General features: G+C 64.3%; 14 protein-coding genes. 1 reads left to right on the plus strand and 13 read right to left on the minus strand.

Features of this window, described 5'->3' with window-relative positions; genetic code table 11:
• From argH to galE, 13 genes are all read right to left on the minus strand, one after another.
• Nucleotides 1–1,410, minus strand: a complete 1,410-nt coding sequence (gene argH / locus ACEW8N_RS00115) for an argininosuccinate lyase (RefSeq protein ID WP_373497749.1) — start codon at nt 1,408–1,410, stop codon at nt 1–3.
• 9 nt (nt 1,411–1,419) lie between these two features.
• Complete coding sequence (locus ACEW8N_RS00120; protein WP_373497750.1) at nt 1,420–2,628, minus strand: argininosuccinate synthase; 1,209 nt, start codon at nt 2,626–2,628, stop codon at nt 1,420–1,422.
• Between the two features lie 3 nt (nt 2,629–2,631).
• Nucleotides 2,632–3,837, minus strand: coding sequence for an acetylornithine transaminase (locus ACEW8N_RS00125; protein WP_373497751.1), 1,206 nt, complete (start codon nt 3,835–3,837; stop codon nt 2,632–2,634).
• A complete protein-coding gene (gene argB, locus ACEW8N_RS00130; RefSeq protein ID WP_373497752.1) occupies nt 3,834–4,709 on the minus strand; it encodes an acetylglutamate kinase in 876 nt (291 codons plus the stop codon). The genes ACEW8N_RS00125 and argB overlap by 4 nt, the downstream gene beginning before the upstream one ends.
• A gap of 165 nt (nt 4,710–4,874) precedes the next feature.
• Nucleotides 4,875–6,248 carry an ATP-dependent protease ATPase subunit HslU gene (gene hslU, locus ACEW8N_RS00135; protein ID WP_373497753.1) on the minus strand — a complete coding sequence of 458 codons (1,374 nt, stop codon included), beginning with the start codon at nt 6,246–6,248 and terminating at the stop codon, nt 4,875–4,877.
• A 79-nt stretch (nt 6,249–6,327) separates the two neighbouring features.
• A complete protein-coding gene (hslV, locus tag ACEW8N_RS00140; protein WP_373497754.1) occupies nt 6,328–6,864 on the minus strand; it encodes an ATP-dependent protease subunit HslV in 537 nt (178 codons plus the stop codon).
• Nucleotides 6,865–6,910: 46 nt separating this feature from the next.
• Complete coding sequence (locus ACEW8N_RS00145; RefSeq protein ID WP_373497755.1) at nt 6,911–7,798, minus strand: tyrosine recombinase XerC; 888 nt, start codon at nt 7,796–7,798, stop codon at nt 6,911–6,913.
• A gap of 32 nt (nt 7,799–7,830) precedes the next feature.
• Nucleotides 7,831–8,427 carry a haloacid dehalogenase gene (locus tag ACEW8N_RS00150; protein ID WP_373497756.1) on the minus strand — a complete coding sequence of 199 codons (597 nt, stop codon included), beginning with the start codon at nt 8,425–8,427 and terminating at the stop codon, nt 7,831–7,833.
• A 3-nt stretch (nt 8,428–8,430) separates the two neighbouring features.
• Nucleotides 8,431–8,757, minus strand: coding sequence for a transcription termination factor Rho (locus ACEW8N_RS00155; protein ID WP_373497757.1), 327 nt, complete (start codon nt 8,755–8,757; stop codon nt 8,431–8,433).
• Nucleotides 8,758–9,071: 314 nt separating this feature from the next.
• A complete protein-coding gene (locus ACEW8N_RS00160; protein ID WP_373497758.1) occupies nt 9,072–9,800 on the minus strand; it encodes a uracil-DNA glycosylase in 729 nt (242 codons plus the stop codon).
• The gene (coaBC, locus tag ACEW8N_RS00165; protein ID WP_373497759.1) at nt 9,782–10,984 is read right to left on the minus strand and encodes a bifunctional phosphopantothenoylcysteine decarboxylase/phosphopantothenate--cysteine ligase CoaBC; all 1,203 of its coding nucleotides are present in this window, start codon (nt 10,982–10,984) and stop codon (nt 9,782–9,784) included. The genes ACEW8N_RS00160 and coaBC overlap by 19 nt, the downstream gene beginning before the upstream one ends.
• A gap of 21 nt (nt 10,985–11,005) precedes the next feature.
• On the minus strand, nt 11,006–11,521 hold the full coding sequence (locus ACEW8N_RS00170) for a hypothetical protein (protein ID WP_373497760.1): 516 nt from the start codon (nt 11,519–11,521) through the stop codon (nt 11,006–11,008).
• A gap of 69 nt (nt 11,522–11,590) precedes the next feature.
• Complete coding sequence (gene galE / locus ACEW8N_RS00175) at nt 11,591–12,595, minus strand: UDP-glucose 4-epimerase GalE (protein WP_373497761.1); 1,005 nt, start codon at nt 12,593–12,595, stop codon at nt 11,591–11,593.
• Nucleotides 12,596–13,097: 502 nt separating this feature from the next.
• On the opposite strand from galE, the gene ACEW8N_RS00180 reads away from it, so the two are divergent.
• Nucleotides 13,098–15,898, plus strand: a 2,801-nt coding sequence (locus ACEW8N_RS00180; RefSeq protein WP_373497762.1) for a polyketide synthase, incomplete at its 3' end; no start/stop codon positions are given.

Consider the following 15,898-nt stretch of genomic DNA (forward strand, 5'->3'; position numbering starts at 1 on the left):
TCAATCGCCGACCCCGCTCCCGTCGTCGGATTCCGCTATCAGCGCCCGCCGGGCGTTCATCATGGCGGACCGGACTGTGTCGGTGGCCGTCCCACCGTGGGATTTCCTGCGGTCGACCATCTGCCGGACCGACAGGAACGAGAAGATGTCCTCCTCGATCAGCCCCGAAAAGGCCTTCAACTCCGAGAGGCTCAGGTCGTGGAGTTCCCTTCCCCGGGCAAGGGCAGCGCCAACTGCCCTGCCGACCACGTGGTGGGCTTCCCTGAAGGGCATCCCCCGGGTCGCCAGGTAATCGGCCATGTCCGTCGCATCCAGAAATCCGGTGGTGGTGGCCCGGGCCATGGCATCGATTTTGAAGGTGATGTTGGGCAGCATGCGGGTGTACACCTCAAGGGTCATCTTCAGGGTGTCGACGGCATCGAAAAGCGGCTCCTTGTCTTCCTGCATGTCCCGGTTGTAGGCCATGGGCAGGGATTTCATCAGGGTGAGAAGGGCCATGAGGTCCCCGTAGACCCGGCCCGTCTTTCCCCGGACCAGCTCGCAGACGTCGGGGTTCTTCTTCTGGGGCATGATGCTGCTGCCGGTGGTGAAGGCGTCGGCGATTTCCACGAAGCCGAACTCGGCCGACGACCAGAGGATCAGCTCCTCGGAGAGCCGGCTGAAATGCATCATGCAGATGCTCGCAGCAGCAGTGAACTCCAGGGCGAAATCCCGATCCCCCACCGTGTCCATGCTGTTTTCGGACACCCGCGGAAAATGGAGTCGCCGTGCGGTATTGTCCCGGTCGATGGGATAGGTGGTCCCCGCCAGGGCCGCGGCCCCCAGGGGCAGAACATTGATGCGCTTCAGGGCGTCCCCGAACCGCTCCCCGTCCCGGGTGAACATCTCGTAGTAGGCCATCAGATGGTGGGAGAGGAGCACGGGCTGGGCCCGCTGCAGGTGGGTGTATCCGGGCATCACCGCGCCCAGATGGGCCTCGGCCAGGGAAACGACCATCTCCCTCAGGCGCCGCAGGGCCGCGATGATGCCGAGGGTCTCCGCCCGGAGAAACATCCGGATGTCCAGCGCCACCTGATCGTTGCGGCTACGGCCCGTGTGGAGCTTCTGGGCCGCCTTGCCGACAATGGCCAGGAGCCGGGACTCGACGTGCATGTGAATGTCTTCCAGACTGTCGTCGTAGATGAACTCCCCGGCCTCGATCTCCCGGCGCACCTGGGTGAGCCCCCGGACCAGCTCCGCCGCCTCGTCCGGCGTGATCACCCCGGTGTCCGCGAGCATGCTGCAGTGGGCGATGGACCCCTCGATATCCCAGGCATACAGGCGGCGGTCATAGCTGATGGACGCCGTGAACCGCTCCACCAGTTTGTCTGTCCCCTCGGAGAATCGGCCGTTCCAGAGCTTTTCAGACATGGGTTCCCTTTATCCCTGCTTTCGATTCATTGCCCGGATGCGAAGCCTGAGGGCGTTCAGCTTGATGAAGCCTTCGGCGTCGCCCTGCTTGTAGACACTGTCATCCTCGAAGGTGGCGAAATCCTGACTGTAGAGGGAGTCGTCGGATTTCCGGCCCAGGATCGTGCAGTTTCCCTTGTACAGCGACAGCCGCACCACCCCCGAGACGTTCTGCTGGGTCTCGTCGATGAGCCGCTGCATCAGCTCCCGCTCGGGAGAGAACCAGAACCCGTTGTAGATCATCTCGGCATACCGGGGCATCAGGCCGTCCCTCAGGTGCATGACCTCCCGGTCCATGGTGATGGATTCCATGGCGATGTGGGCCGCCCGCAGGATCGTCCCCCCGGGGGTTTCATAGACGCCCCGGGATTTCATCCCCACGAAACGGTTCTCCACGATGTCGGCCCGGCCGACCCCGTGCTTTCCGCCCAGGCGGTTCAACTCCTTGAAGAGGGTCGCCGGAGACATGCTTCTGCCGTTGACGGCCGTCGGGTCTCCGTGGGCGAAAGTGATCTCGATCTCCTCGGCCTCGTCGGGCGCCTCCCGGGGCGAGACGGTCAGGGTGAAGATGTCTTCGGGCGGCGGCTGCCACGGGTCTTCCAGGATGCCTCCCTCATAGCTGATGTGGAGCATGTTCCGGTCGGTGCTGTAGGGTTTGTTCCGGGTCGAGAGCACCGGGATGCCGAACTTCTCGGCAAAGGCCATGAGGGCCGTTCGGGAGGTCAGGTCCCAGATCCGCCAGGGGGCGACGATCTTGATATCGGGTTTCAGGGCGTAGTAGCTGAGTTCGAACCGGACCTGGTCGTTTCCCTTTCCGGTGGCGCCGTGGCTGACGGCGTCGGCCCCTTCGATATTAGCGATCTCGATCTGGCGCTTGGCGATGAGGGGCCGGGCGATGGAGGTGCCCAGAAGGTACTGACCCTCATAGAGCACATTGGCACGAAAGGCCGGGAACACGTAATCCCGGATGAAGGTTTCCTTCAGATCGTCGATATAGACCCTGGAGGCGCCGGTCTTGAGCGCTTTTTCCTCGATGGTGTCGAGCTCCTCCTCCTGGCCGATATCCGCGGAAAAGGCGACGACCTCGCAGCCGTAGGTTTCGATCAGCCATCTCAGAATCACCGATGTATCCAGTCCGCCCGAATAGGCCAGAACCACTTTTTTCACTTGCTCCGTCATCTCTTATTCCTTCTCTTGAATCCGCATGTTGGTCAGCAGGTCGTCCAGACAGTCGACAAGGGCGTCCACCGCCGCTGTTTCAATGATCAGGGGCGGCGCGAGCCTCAGGATGTTCTCCTGGATGCAGTTGACGAGAAACCCCCGCTCCCGGCAGGCGTCCACCAGGGGGGCCCCTGCGATGTCGAGTTCCATCCCGATCATGAGCCCCTTTCCCCGGACATCGACGATCTCCTTCGGATGGCGGTTTTTCAGCGCCCTGAGCCGCTCCCTGAAATAGGCGCCGGTCTCCGCGGCCTTTTCGATGATGCCCTCCTCGGTCAGTGCCCTGAGGGTGGCGAGGGCCGCCGCGGTGATCACCGGGGTGCCGCCGAAGGTGGAGGCATGGGCCCCCGGACCGAAGGCCGCCGCCACCGACTCCCGGGCCAGCATGGCGCCGATGGGCAGGCCGTTGGCCAAGGCCGTGGCCAGGGTCATGATGTCCGGCGCAATGCCGTAATGCTCGTGGGCGAAGAGCTTCCCGGTCCTGCCGATCCCGGTCTGGATCTCATCGAAGATGAGGAGGATCCCCGCCTCATCGCACAACCGGCGGACGGCCTCAAGATATCCGGGGTTCGGGAGGCGGATGCCGCCCTCCCCCTGAATCGGCTCCAGGATCACGCCGCAGGTCTCCTGTGTCACGGCGGCTTTCATGGCCTCGATGTCGTTGAACGGCACAAAATCGAACCCGCCCAGGACGGGCTGGAACCCCTTCTTGATCTTGTCCTGGCCGGTGGCCGACAGGGTAGCCATGGTGCGGCCGTGAAAGGATTTTTCGGCGCTCACGATGCGGTGGCGCGCCTCCCCCTTTTCGTGGAAATACCGGCGGGCGAGCTTGATGGCCGCCTCGTTCGCCTCGGCGCCGCTGTTGCAGAAAAAGACCCGGTCGGCGAAGCTGTGGTCCACGAGCCAAGCCGCCAGCTCGGTCTGGGGCTGGGTGTAGTAGAGGTTGGAGACGTGAAAGAGGCGCCCGGCCTGGTCGCAGAGCGCTTTTGCGACGCCGGGGTGGGCATGTCCCAGGTTGCATACCGCGATCCCTGCCACGAAATCCGTGTAGGCCTTCCCGTCTGCGTCCCACACCGTCGTCCCCTCGCCCCGGGTGATGACGATGGGCTGCCGGAGGTAGGTCCTGGCCATGACCCGGTCCGCCGTTGTCATGATCTCCCGCATCATATGGTCACCTGTGTCCCGATCCCGCTGTCGGTGAAAAGTTCGAGCAGAATGGCGTGCCGCTTCTTGCCGTTGATGATATGGGTCTTGCCGACCCCGTTCCTGAGGGCGTCGAGCGCGCATTCGATCTTGGGGATCATGCCGCCCGAGATGCTCCCTTCGTCGATCATCCGCTTGATGGTCGGGGCGTCGATGGAGGAGATGAGCCGGCCGGCCCGGTCCATCACCCCGTCCACGTCCGTCACGAGGATGAACCGCCCCGCGCCCAGGGCCTGGGCGACCTTCCCCGCAACGAGGTCGGCGTTGATGTTGTAGCTTTCGCCGGCGTCGCCGGCGCCGACGGGGGCGATGATCGGGATGAATCCCTGCCGGGAGAGGGTGTGGATGATCTCCGCGTTGACCTCCACCACCTCGCCGACCAGGCCGGGGTCGATGATCTCGGGGGGCTTGGTCTCGTCCTCCTGGAAAACGATGTGGAGCTTCCGGGCCCGGATCAGCCGCCCGTCCTTTCCGGTGAGGCCCACCGCCTTCCCGCCCTGCTGGTTGATCTGGGAGACGATACTCTTGTTGACCTTCCCGCCCAGCACCATCTCGACCACATCCATGGTCGGCGCGTCGGTCAGTCGCATGCCGCGGACGAATGTGGAGGTGATGCCCATCTTCTCCAGGACCAGGTTGATCTGGGGGCCGCCCCCATGGACCACCACCGGGTTGAGGCCGACAAATTTAAGCAGCGTGATGTCTCTCGCGAAATCGGTTTTTAGCTGCTCGTCCACCATGGCGTGGCCGCCGTATTTGATGACGACGGTCATGCCGCTGAACCGGCGGATGTAAGGCAAAGCCTCGATCAGGATATCCGCAACGTTTGTATTCATGTCCACCCTGCCGTAAAGATATTCTCTTATAGAGTCGATGGTTGGACGGTTTCGTAAAACCTTCGAGATACGGCTTGCGGATCCCTATGGGTGAGGCGCACTTGCAGTACGCCGCAGTGACCGAGGGATCCGCGTAACGCAGATATCGGACGTTTTACGGAACCGTCATAGAATGTAACGGCTCAAATCCTCGTTCCCCTTGATGGGCGCGAGTTTTTCCACGACGTAGGCGCGGTCGATGACGATATTCCTCCCGGCCATGTCCGGCGCGTCGAACAGAATGTCTTCCAGGAGGCACTCCATCAGGGTGTGGAGCCTCCGGGCGCCGATGTTTTCGGTGGCCGCGTTGACCTCCTCCGCGTATGCGGCGATTTCGGAAACGGCGTCATCCTCGAACGCGACCGAGACGCCCTCGGTCCGGAGCAGGGCCACGTATTGAAGGAGCAGGGCATTCCTGGGCTCGGTCAATATCCTCACGAACTCCGCTTTTCCGAGGGAGTCCAACTCCACCCGGATGGGAAACCGGCCCTGCATCTCGGGGATCAGGTCCGAGGGCTTCATGGCGTGGAAGGCGCCGGCCGCGATGAACAGGATGTGGTCGGTCCGGACCGGGCCGTACTTGGTCATGACGGTGCAGCCCTCGACCAGGGGGAGCAGGTCCCGCTGGACTCCCTCCCGGGAGACGTCCGGTCCTTGTCCGCCATGCTTTCCGACGATCTTGTCGATCTCGTCGAGGAAGACGATCCCCGACTCCTCGACCTTCTCGACGGCCGACCGGGTCACCTTCTCCATGTCCACCAGATTCTGAGCCTCTTCCTGGGCCAGCAGCGCCATGGCCTCGGCCACCCTGATCTTCCGCCGCTTGGTGCTCCGGGGCAGGATGCTGCTGAACATGTCCTTGAAATTGATGCCCATCTCCTCCATCCCCAGATTGGAGAAGACCTCGACCATCGGCATCTTCCGCTCGGTGATGTCCAGGTCCACGAACCGGTCGTCGAGCTTGCCCTGCCGCAGCATCTTTCTGAGTTTCTCCCGGGTGGATGAGATCTGGGCCCGCTCGGTGGTGACCACCTCCACGGTGCCCCCCTCCCCTTCATCTCCGCCCCGGAAGGTGCGCTCTCCGGATTTGGGAAGCAGCAGGTCCAGGATCCGCTCCTCGGCAACGGCGACGGCCTGCTCCCGGACCGCCTCCTGCTCGCGGGATTTCAGCAGGGTGACGGTAAGCTCCATCAGGTCCCGGATCATGGACTCCACGTCCCGGCCCACATAGCCGACCTCCGTGAACTTGGAGGCTTCGACCTTGATGAAGGGGCTGTCCGTCAGCTTGGAGAGGCGTCTGGAGATTTCGGTCTTTCCCACGCCGGTGGGGCCGATGAGAATGATGTTTTTCGGGGCGATCTCCTCGCCGAGCTCGGGGGTGAGCTGCTGACGCCGCCACCGGTTCCGGAGGGCAATGGCCACGGACCGCTTGGCGTTTCTCTGGCCGACGATGTACCTGTCGAGTTCCATGACGATTTCCGACGGTTTTAAATCGCTCATATCCACCTCTTCCCGTTCTTCCGGCCTCCCGGCGCCAAGGCGTCTCGCAGGGGGGTGTCCGGCCGCCGCCGCAGGGGCGTCACATCTCCTCCACAGTGATGACCGTATTGGTGTAGACACAGACCGACGCGGCGATCTTCATGGCCGCTTCGACGATCTCGCGGGCGCCCAGGCCGGTGTGGACCATGAGGGCGGTGGCCGCCGCCTGGGCCGCCACCCCTCCGGACCCGATGGCGATGACGCCCTCGTCCGGCTCGATGACGTCGCCGCTGCCGGAAATCAGGTAGGTCCGGGTGTCGTCCGCCGCGATCATGAGGGCCTCGAGCCGCCGCAGGTACTTATCCGTCCGCCAGTCCCGCGCCAGCTCCACCGCGCTGCGGGTCAGGTTCCCGTTGTACCGCTCCAGCTTTTTCTCGAGGCTTTCGGAGAGGTTCAGGGCATCGGCCGTGGCGCCGGCGAACCCGACGATGATCTTGTCGTTATACACCCGCCGCACCTTCCGGGCCTGGTGCTTGACCACCGTGTTCCCCAGCGTGACCTGCCCGTCTCCGGCGACGGCGAGCTTTCCGTTATGCCGCACCGCCAGGATCGTCGTCCCGTGAAACGCTTCCTTCATTGCCGCTCCTTCCAGCCTCGCCCTTTCTTCCTGTCCGCTCCTGTCTTCATTTGCGGGGATGGGCCTTGTCGTACGCCGCCATCAGGGTGTCGATGCCGATGTGGGTGTATCTCTGGGTGGTGGATAATTTCCGGTGCCCCAGCATCTCCTGCAGCGCCCTCAGGTCGGCGCCGGCGTCCAGCATGTGGCTGGCGAAGGAATGCCTCAGCCCGTGGGGCGAAACCGGAAGGGGAATGCCGCACTCTCGAAAACGCTTTTCAAGAATCCGGCCGACGGAGCGGGCCGTGAGCCGCCCCCCGAAGCGGTTCAGGAAAAGCGGCCCGTCCTGGTCGAGGGCCACCACCTTTTCCCGCCAGAGGGCCTCCCGGTATGCCGTGACGGCCGAAATGCCTTTCCGGCCGATGGGCACCACGCGATCCCTGCCGCCCTTTCCCGAGACCCGAACGAGCCTTTGATCTGCGTCGAGGTCGAACCAGTTCATGCCCACAAGCTCGGAGACGCGGACACCGCTGGAGTAAAGCGTTTCGAACATGGCGCGGTCCCGCTTGCCCGCCAGGGAGTCGGTTTCGATGGCGTCGAGGAGCCGGAAAGCGTCGTCCACGGTCAGGTAGCCGGGGATGGTTTTTTCCTGCTTGGGGGTCTGCACCCGCATGGCGGGATTGGTGTCCACCATCTCCTGCTCGGCCAGAAAGTCGAAAAAGGAGCGCAGCGCCGCAAGTTTCCGGGCGATGGTCCTTTTCGTGTTCTTTTTGTGGAGCAGCCCGAGATATCCCCTGATCCGCCGGGGGGTGACGGCCCCGGCGCCGGCTTCGTCCGCCCCCTTCTCCTCCGCCAGACAGGCGAAAAACTCCCTCAGATCGTGATCATAGGCCCGGCAGGTATGCGGCGAATATCCCTTTTCCACCCTGAGGCGCCGAACGAACGATTCAATCATCTCCGGCATCATCTCCGGCAGGGTGCGCGGCATCAGAAGGCGATCTTGGCTTCCAGTTCCCGCCAGCTCTCCACCTCGATAAAGGGATGGGCTTTCCGGTTCCAGGGCTGCTTGAAGAGAATCGGCGTGATGCCCGCCTCTTCGAGAAGAAAGCAGGTTTCCAGTCGATCCTCGACAAAATAGCGCCGCCCCCGCTCCCGCAGCACATCGGCCTTGGCTTCAAAGGATCCCGTCGCCGTGATGTCCACCCCGCCGGACGCCATGGGCAGGGTCTTGAGGATCCATTGATGAATGGGGTCCGGGGTGGGCCGCGCGGTGACAAAACAGAGGGGGCCGAAGCTTTTCCCCAGCTTCGCCAGGACCTCGGGCGCCCCCTGAAGCGGCATCAGGCCGTCATCCCGGCTGCCGTCCAGCAGCTTGTCGATGATCTCGCCGATAACGCCCGCCTCCATGTCCAGACACTCTTCGAGCATGTAATGGGTGATGTCGCCATAGGAGATATGGGTGATGTCATACTCCGCCCGGGCAATGTCAAGAAACAGCCTCATGGTGTCGGCCACCACGCCGTCGATATCGAATGCCAGGGATGCCGGGTCGATCACCCGGGTATCCGGTTCGTGCCGAAGCATCCGTTACGCCACCCTCCGGGTTTTCTTCTTGAGCCGGATCACCCGTTTCCGGTATATCCCGGCCATGCGCGCGTCCTCGGATTCAACAGCGCCGGAATGCTTGACCCTGAGTTCCCGGAGCTTCATTTTCAGATCCCGGACGCCGGCGTCTGATTTTTTCGCGGCCGGCTCCTCGATGCCCCGGGCTTTGCGAACCTGGGAGATCAGCTCCTCCTTGTTCATGCCGTGGGCACCCGTGATGCCCTCGATCCCCATGGCCAGCTCCCGCAATTCCTTGGCGGTCATTTTCTCCAGGGATTTTTCCTTGTCTTCCTTTTTCTTGCTGCCCATATCTCAACACTCCTTTCAGATGGCGGTCCCGTAAAAAGCCCGATATCTGCGTTATGCGTCACCCATCGTCACTGCGGCGTACGATAAGTATGCCTCATTCCTCTGGATTCGCAGGCCTTGATCTCGAACTTTTTACGAAACCGTCAGATCATTCATTCAAAAAAAAAGGACAAGCGGGGGTTTCCCCCCGCCCATCGTGTTCCGTCATCGGCCGCCGGATTCCCGGTCGGATCTGAAACCCGCGGGATCATCCAAGGGGATGCCCCTGCAAGCGTATGCTTTAAAAAGTCATCTTTCTAAACTATATTTTCCTGTCATGTCAACAGCGAATTCATTTCCATCTCGCTCATGAGCGCCTTCATGTCGGACCACGTTTCCCGTTTCTTTTCCGGATACCGAAGGAGAAAGGCCGGGTGATAGGTAGGCATCACCCGGATGCCCCGATAATCGTGGAACCGCCCCCTCAGCCGGGACACGGGGACGCTTGTCTGGAGAAGGACGCGCGTGGCCACGGCCCCGAGGGTGCAGATAAGCCGGGGTGAGACGGCTTCGATCTGGCGCTCCAGGAACGGCAGGCAGCTTCCGATCTCATCGGGCAGCGGGTCCCTGTTTTCAGGGGGGCGGCATTTGACGATATTGCAGATGTAAACCGAAGCCCGGGAAAGCCCCATGGCGGCGATGATCCGGTCGAGGAGCCGACCGGCCCGGCCCACGAAGGGCTCCCCCGAGAGGTCCTCGTCATACCCCGGTCCCTCGCCCACGAACATCAGACGCGCATGGGGGTCGCCCGTCCCGAAAACGATGTGAGTGCGAAACCGACAGAGCCCGCACCGCCGGCAGTCGCCCAGGTCCGAACGGACCTCATCGAGGGCCGCGATTCCGCCGGCTGAAGCCTCGGGCCGCCCCGCATCGGGTATCCGGTCGAAGCCGGTGCAGCCGCAGGCCGCCATGAACCCCAGTGAATTCCGGAGTTCGGCCAGGACCGCGCTCAATTCCTCGACGGAAGGGCTGCCCGTCTCCCCGGTCACGGCAGGCGCTCGCATACCCGGTCCAGAATGAGATGGGCCACTTCCGCCTTGTCCATCTCTTCCAGGGGCTCGATGCCGCCGTCCCGATAAAAAAGCGTCACCCGGTTGGTGTCGGTCCCGAACCCGGAGGAGGGATGCCCGACCAGATTGCCGACGATCATATCGAGATTTTTCTTCTCGAGCTTTTCCTGCGCATTCTCCTTCAGATCGCGGGTTTCCGCGGCGAACCCCACGAGGATCTGCCGGGTCTTCCGAAGGCCGACCGACTTCAGGATGTCGGTGTTTTTCACCAGGGTGAGCGTCAGCTCGTCGGCGGTCTTCTTGATCTTGTGCGCCGCCGTCTCCATGGCCCGGTAGTCCCCCACGGCGGCGGACTTGACGATGACGTCGGCGCCGTCCATCTGTTCGAAGACGGCATGGGCCATCTCCCGGGCGGTCCGGACCCTCACGGTGCGGACATTGACGGGAAGGTCCAGGCTGGTCGGGCCGCTCACGAGGACGACCTCGGCCCCGCGATATTCGGCGGCCCGGGCCACGGCGTAGCCCATCTTTCCCGAGGAGGGGTTGCTGATGAAGCGGACCGGATCGATGGGCTCCTGGGTCGGCCCCGCCGTCACCAGGACCCTCCTCCCCGCGAGGTCCTTCCGGGTCAGCAATGCCGTCAGCCGGTCCAGAATCAGCGGGGGCTCGGGGAGGCGCCCCGGCCCCACCGTTCCGCAGGCCAGCTCCCCCGAACCCGGTTCGAGCACCAGGTGCCCGTCTTTTTTCAGGATCTCCAGGTTCCGCTGGACCGGCGGGCTCAGGTACATGTCCGTGTTCATGGACGGGCAGACCGCCACCGGGCAGGTCACCGCCAGCAAGAAGGTGCTGAGGGCGTCGTCGGCCAGTCCGTGGGCATGCTTGGCGACCATGCTGGCCGTCGCCGGCGCGATCACCACGCCGTGCGCCTCCTGGGCCCATTCGATATGGCGGATGGCGGCGTCCGGGTCCGTCCTGTCAAAAAGATCCGTGCAGACCGGCTTTCCGGACAGGGCCTCGAAGGTGACCGGACCGACGAACCGGGCGGCGTTTCGGGTCATCATCACCCGGACATTCGCGCCGGCTTTGGTGAGGAGGCGAAGAAGCTCGGCGCTCTTGTAGGCGGCGATCCCCCCGCATATCCCCAGGACGATATGCTTTCCATGGATGGCGGTTTTCATTGGATCATCCGGCCCCGGGCCTCAGTTCTGCAAATCGCTGCCTTCAACCATCGGCAGCGTCTCGAAGGTCGCCGGTGCGCCGCCCCCCTGGGTGTCAAGGGAGGCGGGCAGGACCGAAATCTCAACCTTCGAGTCCCAGAGCCCTTCTGAAATGGACATCACACACCATCGGGTCTCCTTCAGAAAGAGCAGGCCGGTCTTGGTTGCCGCCACCGAACCGAGCAGCTTCCAGTTGTCCTTGGCCATGTTGTCTTTGAAAAAAGCCACGAGGGATCCCCGATCGACCCGCCCCTTGAAGACCATCAGGCCCGCCGCAAAACCGCGGGACTGGAAGGTCGAAGATGTCTTTTTATCCTGCTTGAGTTCCCCCGGGATGAGGATGTCGTTGAACCCTTCGTAGTAAAGGGACGCCGGACCCGAGGGCGCAGCGCCCCCCGAACCGCCTCCCTTCAGACTCGAACAGCCGGCCAGCCCGCACATCAGCATCACGAGAAGCATCCCTGTCAACGTCTTGTAGCCGAATCCGCCATGGTTCATCTTTTTTTCCTTCCTTGAGGTAGTCTTGATTAGGGGTTCAGGCCGAAGGCTGAAGGGGCTTTCAGCCGATCACCGACCATCGTCCGCATACCCCTCGGGATGGCGCCGCTGCCAGTCCCACGCGGTCTTGATGATCACGTCCATATCGGAGAACTCCGGGCGCCAGCCCAGCTCCCGGACAGCCTTTTCCGTGGACCCGATGAGGACCGGAACATCGCCCGGCCTTCGGGCCTCGACCCTTGCCGGGATGGCCTTCCCCGTGATTTTCCGGGAGCGGTCGAGGACCTCCCGCACGGTGAACCCGTCGCCGTTTCCCAGGTTGTATTTGCCGCCCGGCCCGCCGGCAAAGAGCCTTTCGAGGGCCAGAAGATGGGCCTGGGCCAGGTCGTCCACGTGGATGTAGTCCCGCACGCAGGTGCCGTCGCGGGTCGGGTAATCATCGCCGCAGACGCTCAGGAATTCCCGCTGCCCCAGAGCGGTCTTGAGGATGATGGGGATCAGGTGAGTTTCCGGCCGGTGATCCTCTCCCAGATGGCCGTCCGGATCCGCGCCGGCCGCGTTGAAATACCTGAGGCAGACGGCGCGCACCCCATAGGCCGACGCAAAATCGTCCAGAATCTGTTCGACCATCCACTTGGTCCGACCGTAGGGGTTGACCGGCCGCTGAACCTGGGTTTCGACGATGGGCAATGTGTCGACGTCGCCGTAGGTGGCGCATGACGATGAGAAGATCATCCGCCTCACTTTGCGGGAAACCATGGCCTGGAGAAGGTTCAGGGTGTTGGCCACGTTGTTTGCATAGTATTTCAGGGGGTGGGCCACCGACTCCGGCACGGAGGCGTAGGCGGCAAAGTGGAGCACCCCCTGGATGTCGTATTCCGAAAAAACCCTGTTGAGGACCGCGGGGTCGCCGAAATCCCCCTCGATGAACGGCCCCCACTGGACCGCCGCGCGATGCCCGCAGACCAGATTGTCGATGACAACGGGGCGGTATCCCCGCCGCCAGAGGTATTTGCACATATGGGAGCCGATATATCCCGCTCCCCCGACCACCAGAATATCGTTTTCAGACATCACCGTCTCCTGACCCATCCCGATCCGGCGCACCCGGCCCGATTGAACCGCCTTGCCTGTTCCGGGGCGACGGGCTGCTCCAAACCGCCTCATCGTGATCCCCCGGGGATGCTTCGCCCCGGCGCCCCCCGGATCCGCGTCGAGCCGTTCCACCGCTGGATCCGCCCAACTGTTTTAGATGGTATACAATATCCTTAAATCTGTCAATAAACGATAACCCCCCGCCGGCCCGAATGCGGCAGCCCGCCTCACGCTCACGCTTTTGGGAATTTCGCGGGAACCATAAAAATTATTGACGAAAATGCGCTGGTAGGGGTAATAGGTGCCGATTTACATTATCGCCACCGGAAAGGAACCCAGGATGCGACCATTCGATTCGAAACACATGCTGATCAAGCTTCCGCGCCATTCTCCTGTCAATCCGACGGCTTTCTAATTCGTTTTGCCCACGGCGCCTTCGCGCGAATTGGGCCATCAACCTCAAAGAACTGCATAACGCTTTATGACTGACAGAAATCCCATCGCAGTGGTCGGGATGGGCGGGGTGTTTCCCGACGCCCCTGACCTGGACGCCTTTTGGCGGAACATCGCCCGCGGGGTCGAATCGATCCGGGAGGTCCCCGACGGCCGCTGGTCCGTACCCAAAAACCAGGTGGTCGCCCCCCGGCCGCTGCCGGACAAGGCCCTGTCGATGCGGGCCGGCCTGGTGGCGCCCTTCGCTCCCGACCCGGAGACCTGGGGCATCGACCCCTCGCTGGCGGCGGATCTCGACCCCCTCTACCACCTCGTCCTCAGGGCCGGCCATGCGGCCTTTTCCGACGCTTCGGGCAGCACGAAGATCAAGCGCGCCCGCACTGGCGTGATCCTGGCGGCCATCGCCCTGCCCACGGATGCGTCTTCCCGCATCGCCATGGAGATCCTGGGCCGGGACATCCCGGGGCGATGGTTCAGGGAAGCCCTCCCGGAGGCCGTTTCCGCGCCGCAGGCAAAACTCCCCCGAAACCGGTGCCTGGCCGCCCGGGTCACCAGCCTCCCCGGCGCCCTTCTGGCCCGTTCCCTGAGGCTGGGCGGCGGCAGCTATACCCTCGATGCGGCCTGCGCCTCCTCCATCTATGCCGTCAAGCTGGCCTGCGACGCCCTCCGGGCAGGACGCCTGGACGCGGTAATGGCCGGCGGCGTCTCCCGCCCCGACTGCCTCTACACCCAGATCGGTTTCAGCCAGCTCCGGGCCCTTTCCCCCACGGGCCGGTGCGCCCCCTTCGATGCCGGGGCCGACGGCCTCGTCGTGGGCGAAGGGGCGGGGGTCCTGGTGCTGAAGCGGCTGGACGACGCCCTGAACCACGGGGACACGATCCACGGCGTCATCCACGGCATCGGCCTGTCCAACGACATGCGCGGCAACCTCCTGGCCCCCGACACCGAAGGCCAGGTCCGGGCCATGCGAACGGCCTACGCGGCGGCCGGGTGGTCGCCCTCGGATGTAGACCATATCGAGTGCCACGGCGCGGGAACGCCCCTGGGAGACCGGACCGAACTGGCAAGCCTGAGGGCCCTCTGGAAGGGAACCCGATGGTCGCGGGGCCAGTGCGCCGTCGGCTCGATCAAATCGATGATCGGACACCTGTTGACCGCGGCCGGGGCCGCCGGCATGATCAAGACCCTGCTGGCCATGCGGCACGGCACGCTGCCGCCCTCCCTCCATTTCACCCGCGCGGCCGAAAACAGCCCGATGGAGGGCGGCCCCTTCCGGGTGCAGACCCAGGCGGCACCCTGGGAGGCCAGGGACGGCGGCCTGCCGCGGCGGGCCGCCGTCAGTGCCTTCGGCTTCGGGGGCATCAACGCCCACATCCTCTTTGAGGCATTTCACCCCGACCATCCTTCCCGGACCCCGTCCGTCGATCTCCCTGCGTCCGGGGAAGGCCGCCCGACAAAGGCCGTCGCCATCGTGGGGATGGCGGCCCACATCGGCCCCCTGTCCACCCTCCAGGCGTTCCAGGAGGCGGTTTTCAACGGCGCCCCCGCCTTTCTGAAACGCCCGAAGGCGCGCTTCAAGGGCGCGGAGGCCGCTGCGGAAACCCAATTGGAGGGACAGGGCGCCCACGGCGCCTATCTCGACTCCCTTTCCGTCGAGATCGGCGCTTTCCGCATCCCGCCCAGCGAGATCCCGGACATCCTCGCCCAGCAGCTCTTGATGCTGAAGACGGCCGGCGCCGCCATGGCCGACGCCCGCATGGCGTCCGGAGGCGACCGGCCCCGCGCCGGGACCGCCATCGGCATGGAGTTCGACCTGGAGGACACCGACTTCCACGTCCGGTGGGGGATGATGGACCAGAAGGACCGCCTCAGAAACGCCCTCAAGCAACATGCGCCGGAGATCGACGACGCGCGCGCCGCCCAATGGCTGGAAGCGCTTCAGGATGCCGCAAGCCCGCCCCTGACCGCCCCCCGGGTGGTGGGGTCCCTGGGCGGCATCGTGGCCAGCCGGGTGGCCCGGGAATTCCGCTTCGGCGGACCGAGCCACACGGTCTCCTGCGGCGCGGCCTCCGGGTTGCGCGCCCTGGAGATCGGCGTGAGGTCTCTTCAGCAGATGGAGACCGACCTCTTCCTCGCGGGCGCGGTGGACCTCGCCGGCGACGTCCGCAGCATGGCGATCGAATCGGGCCTCCGGCCCTTCGGCACCGAGGGCGGGGTCCGGCCCTTCGACCGGCGCGCTGCGGGTCCCCTGCCCGGAGAGGGCGCCGTGGCCCTCGTTCTCAAGCGGCAGGATCAGGCCGAGGCGGACGGGGACCGGATTTATGCCGTCATCACAGGCACCGGGAGCGCCTCGGGCGGAGACCTGGACGATCCAGAGGCATTGAAGGGCGCCTATGCCGCGGCCCTGACCCGGGCGCTGGAAGACGCGGGGATTTCCGCCTCGGCCGTCGGCTACCTGGAGGCCCACGGGAGCGGCGACCCCCGGGAAGACCGGCTTGAGGCCGAGGCCCTCCACGAAGTCTTCGCGTCGGCGTCCGGCCGCCCCGCCGTCGGCTCCCTGAAAGCCGTGGCCGGGGATACGGGCGCCTCGTCGGGGCTGGCATCGGTGGTCAAGGCCGCCCTCTGCCTCTACCATGAGATCCTCCCGCCCCTTCCCGGGTTCCGCGACCCCGGCCATGACACCTGGCGGGAGGAGCGCTTCCACATCCCCGTCAAGCCCCAGTTCTGGGTCCGGGACCGGAAGGACGGCCCCCGGCGGGCCGTTGTGGCGTCCATGACCCTGGACGGCAACGCGGTCCACGCCGTCCTGGAAGGCTGCGGCGCGCCCCC

It is taken from the genome of Desulfococcus sp. (assembly GCF_041737845.1).
GTDB lineage: Bacteria > Desulfobacterota > Desulfobacteria > Desulfobacterales > Desulfococcaceae > Desulfococcus.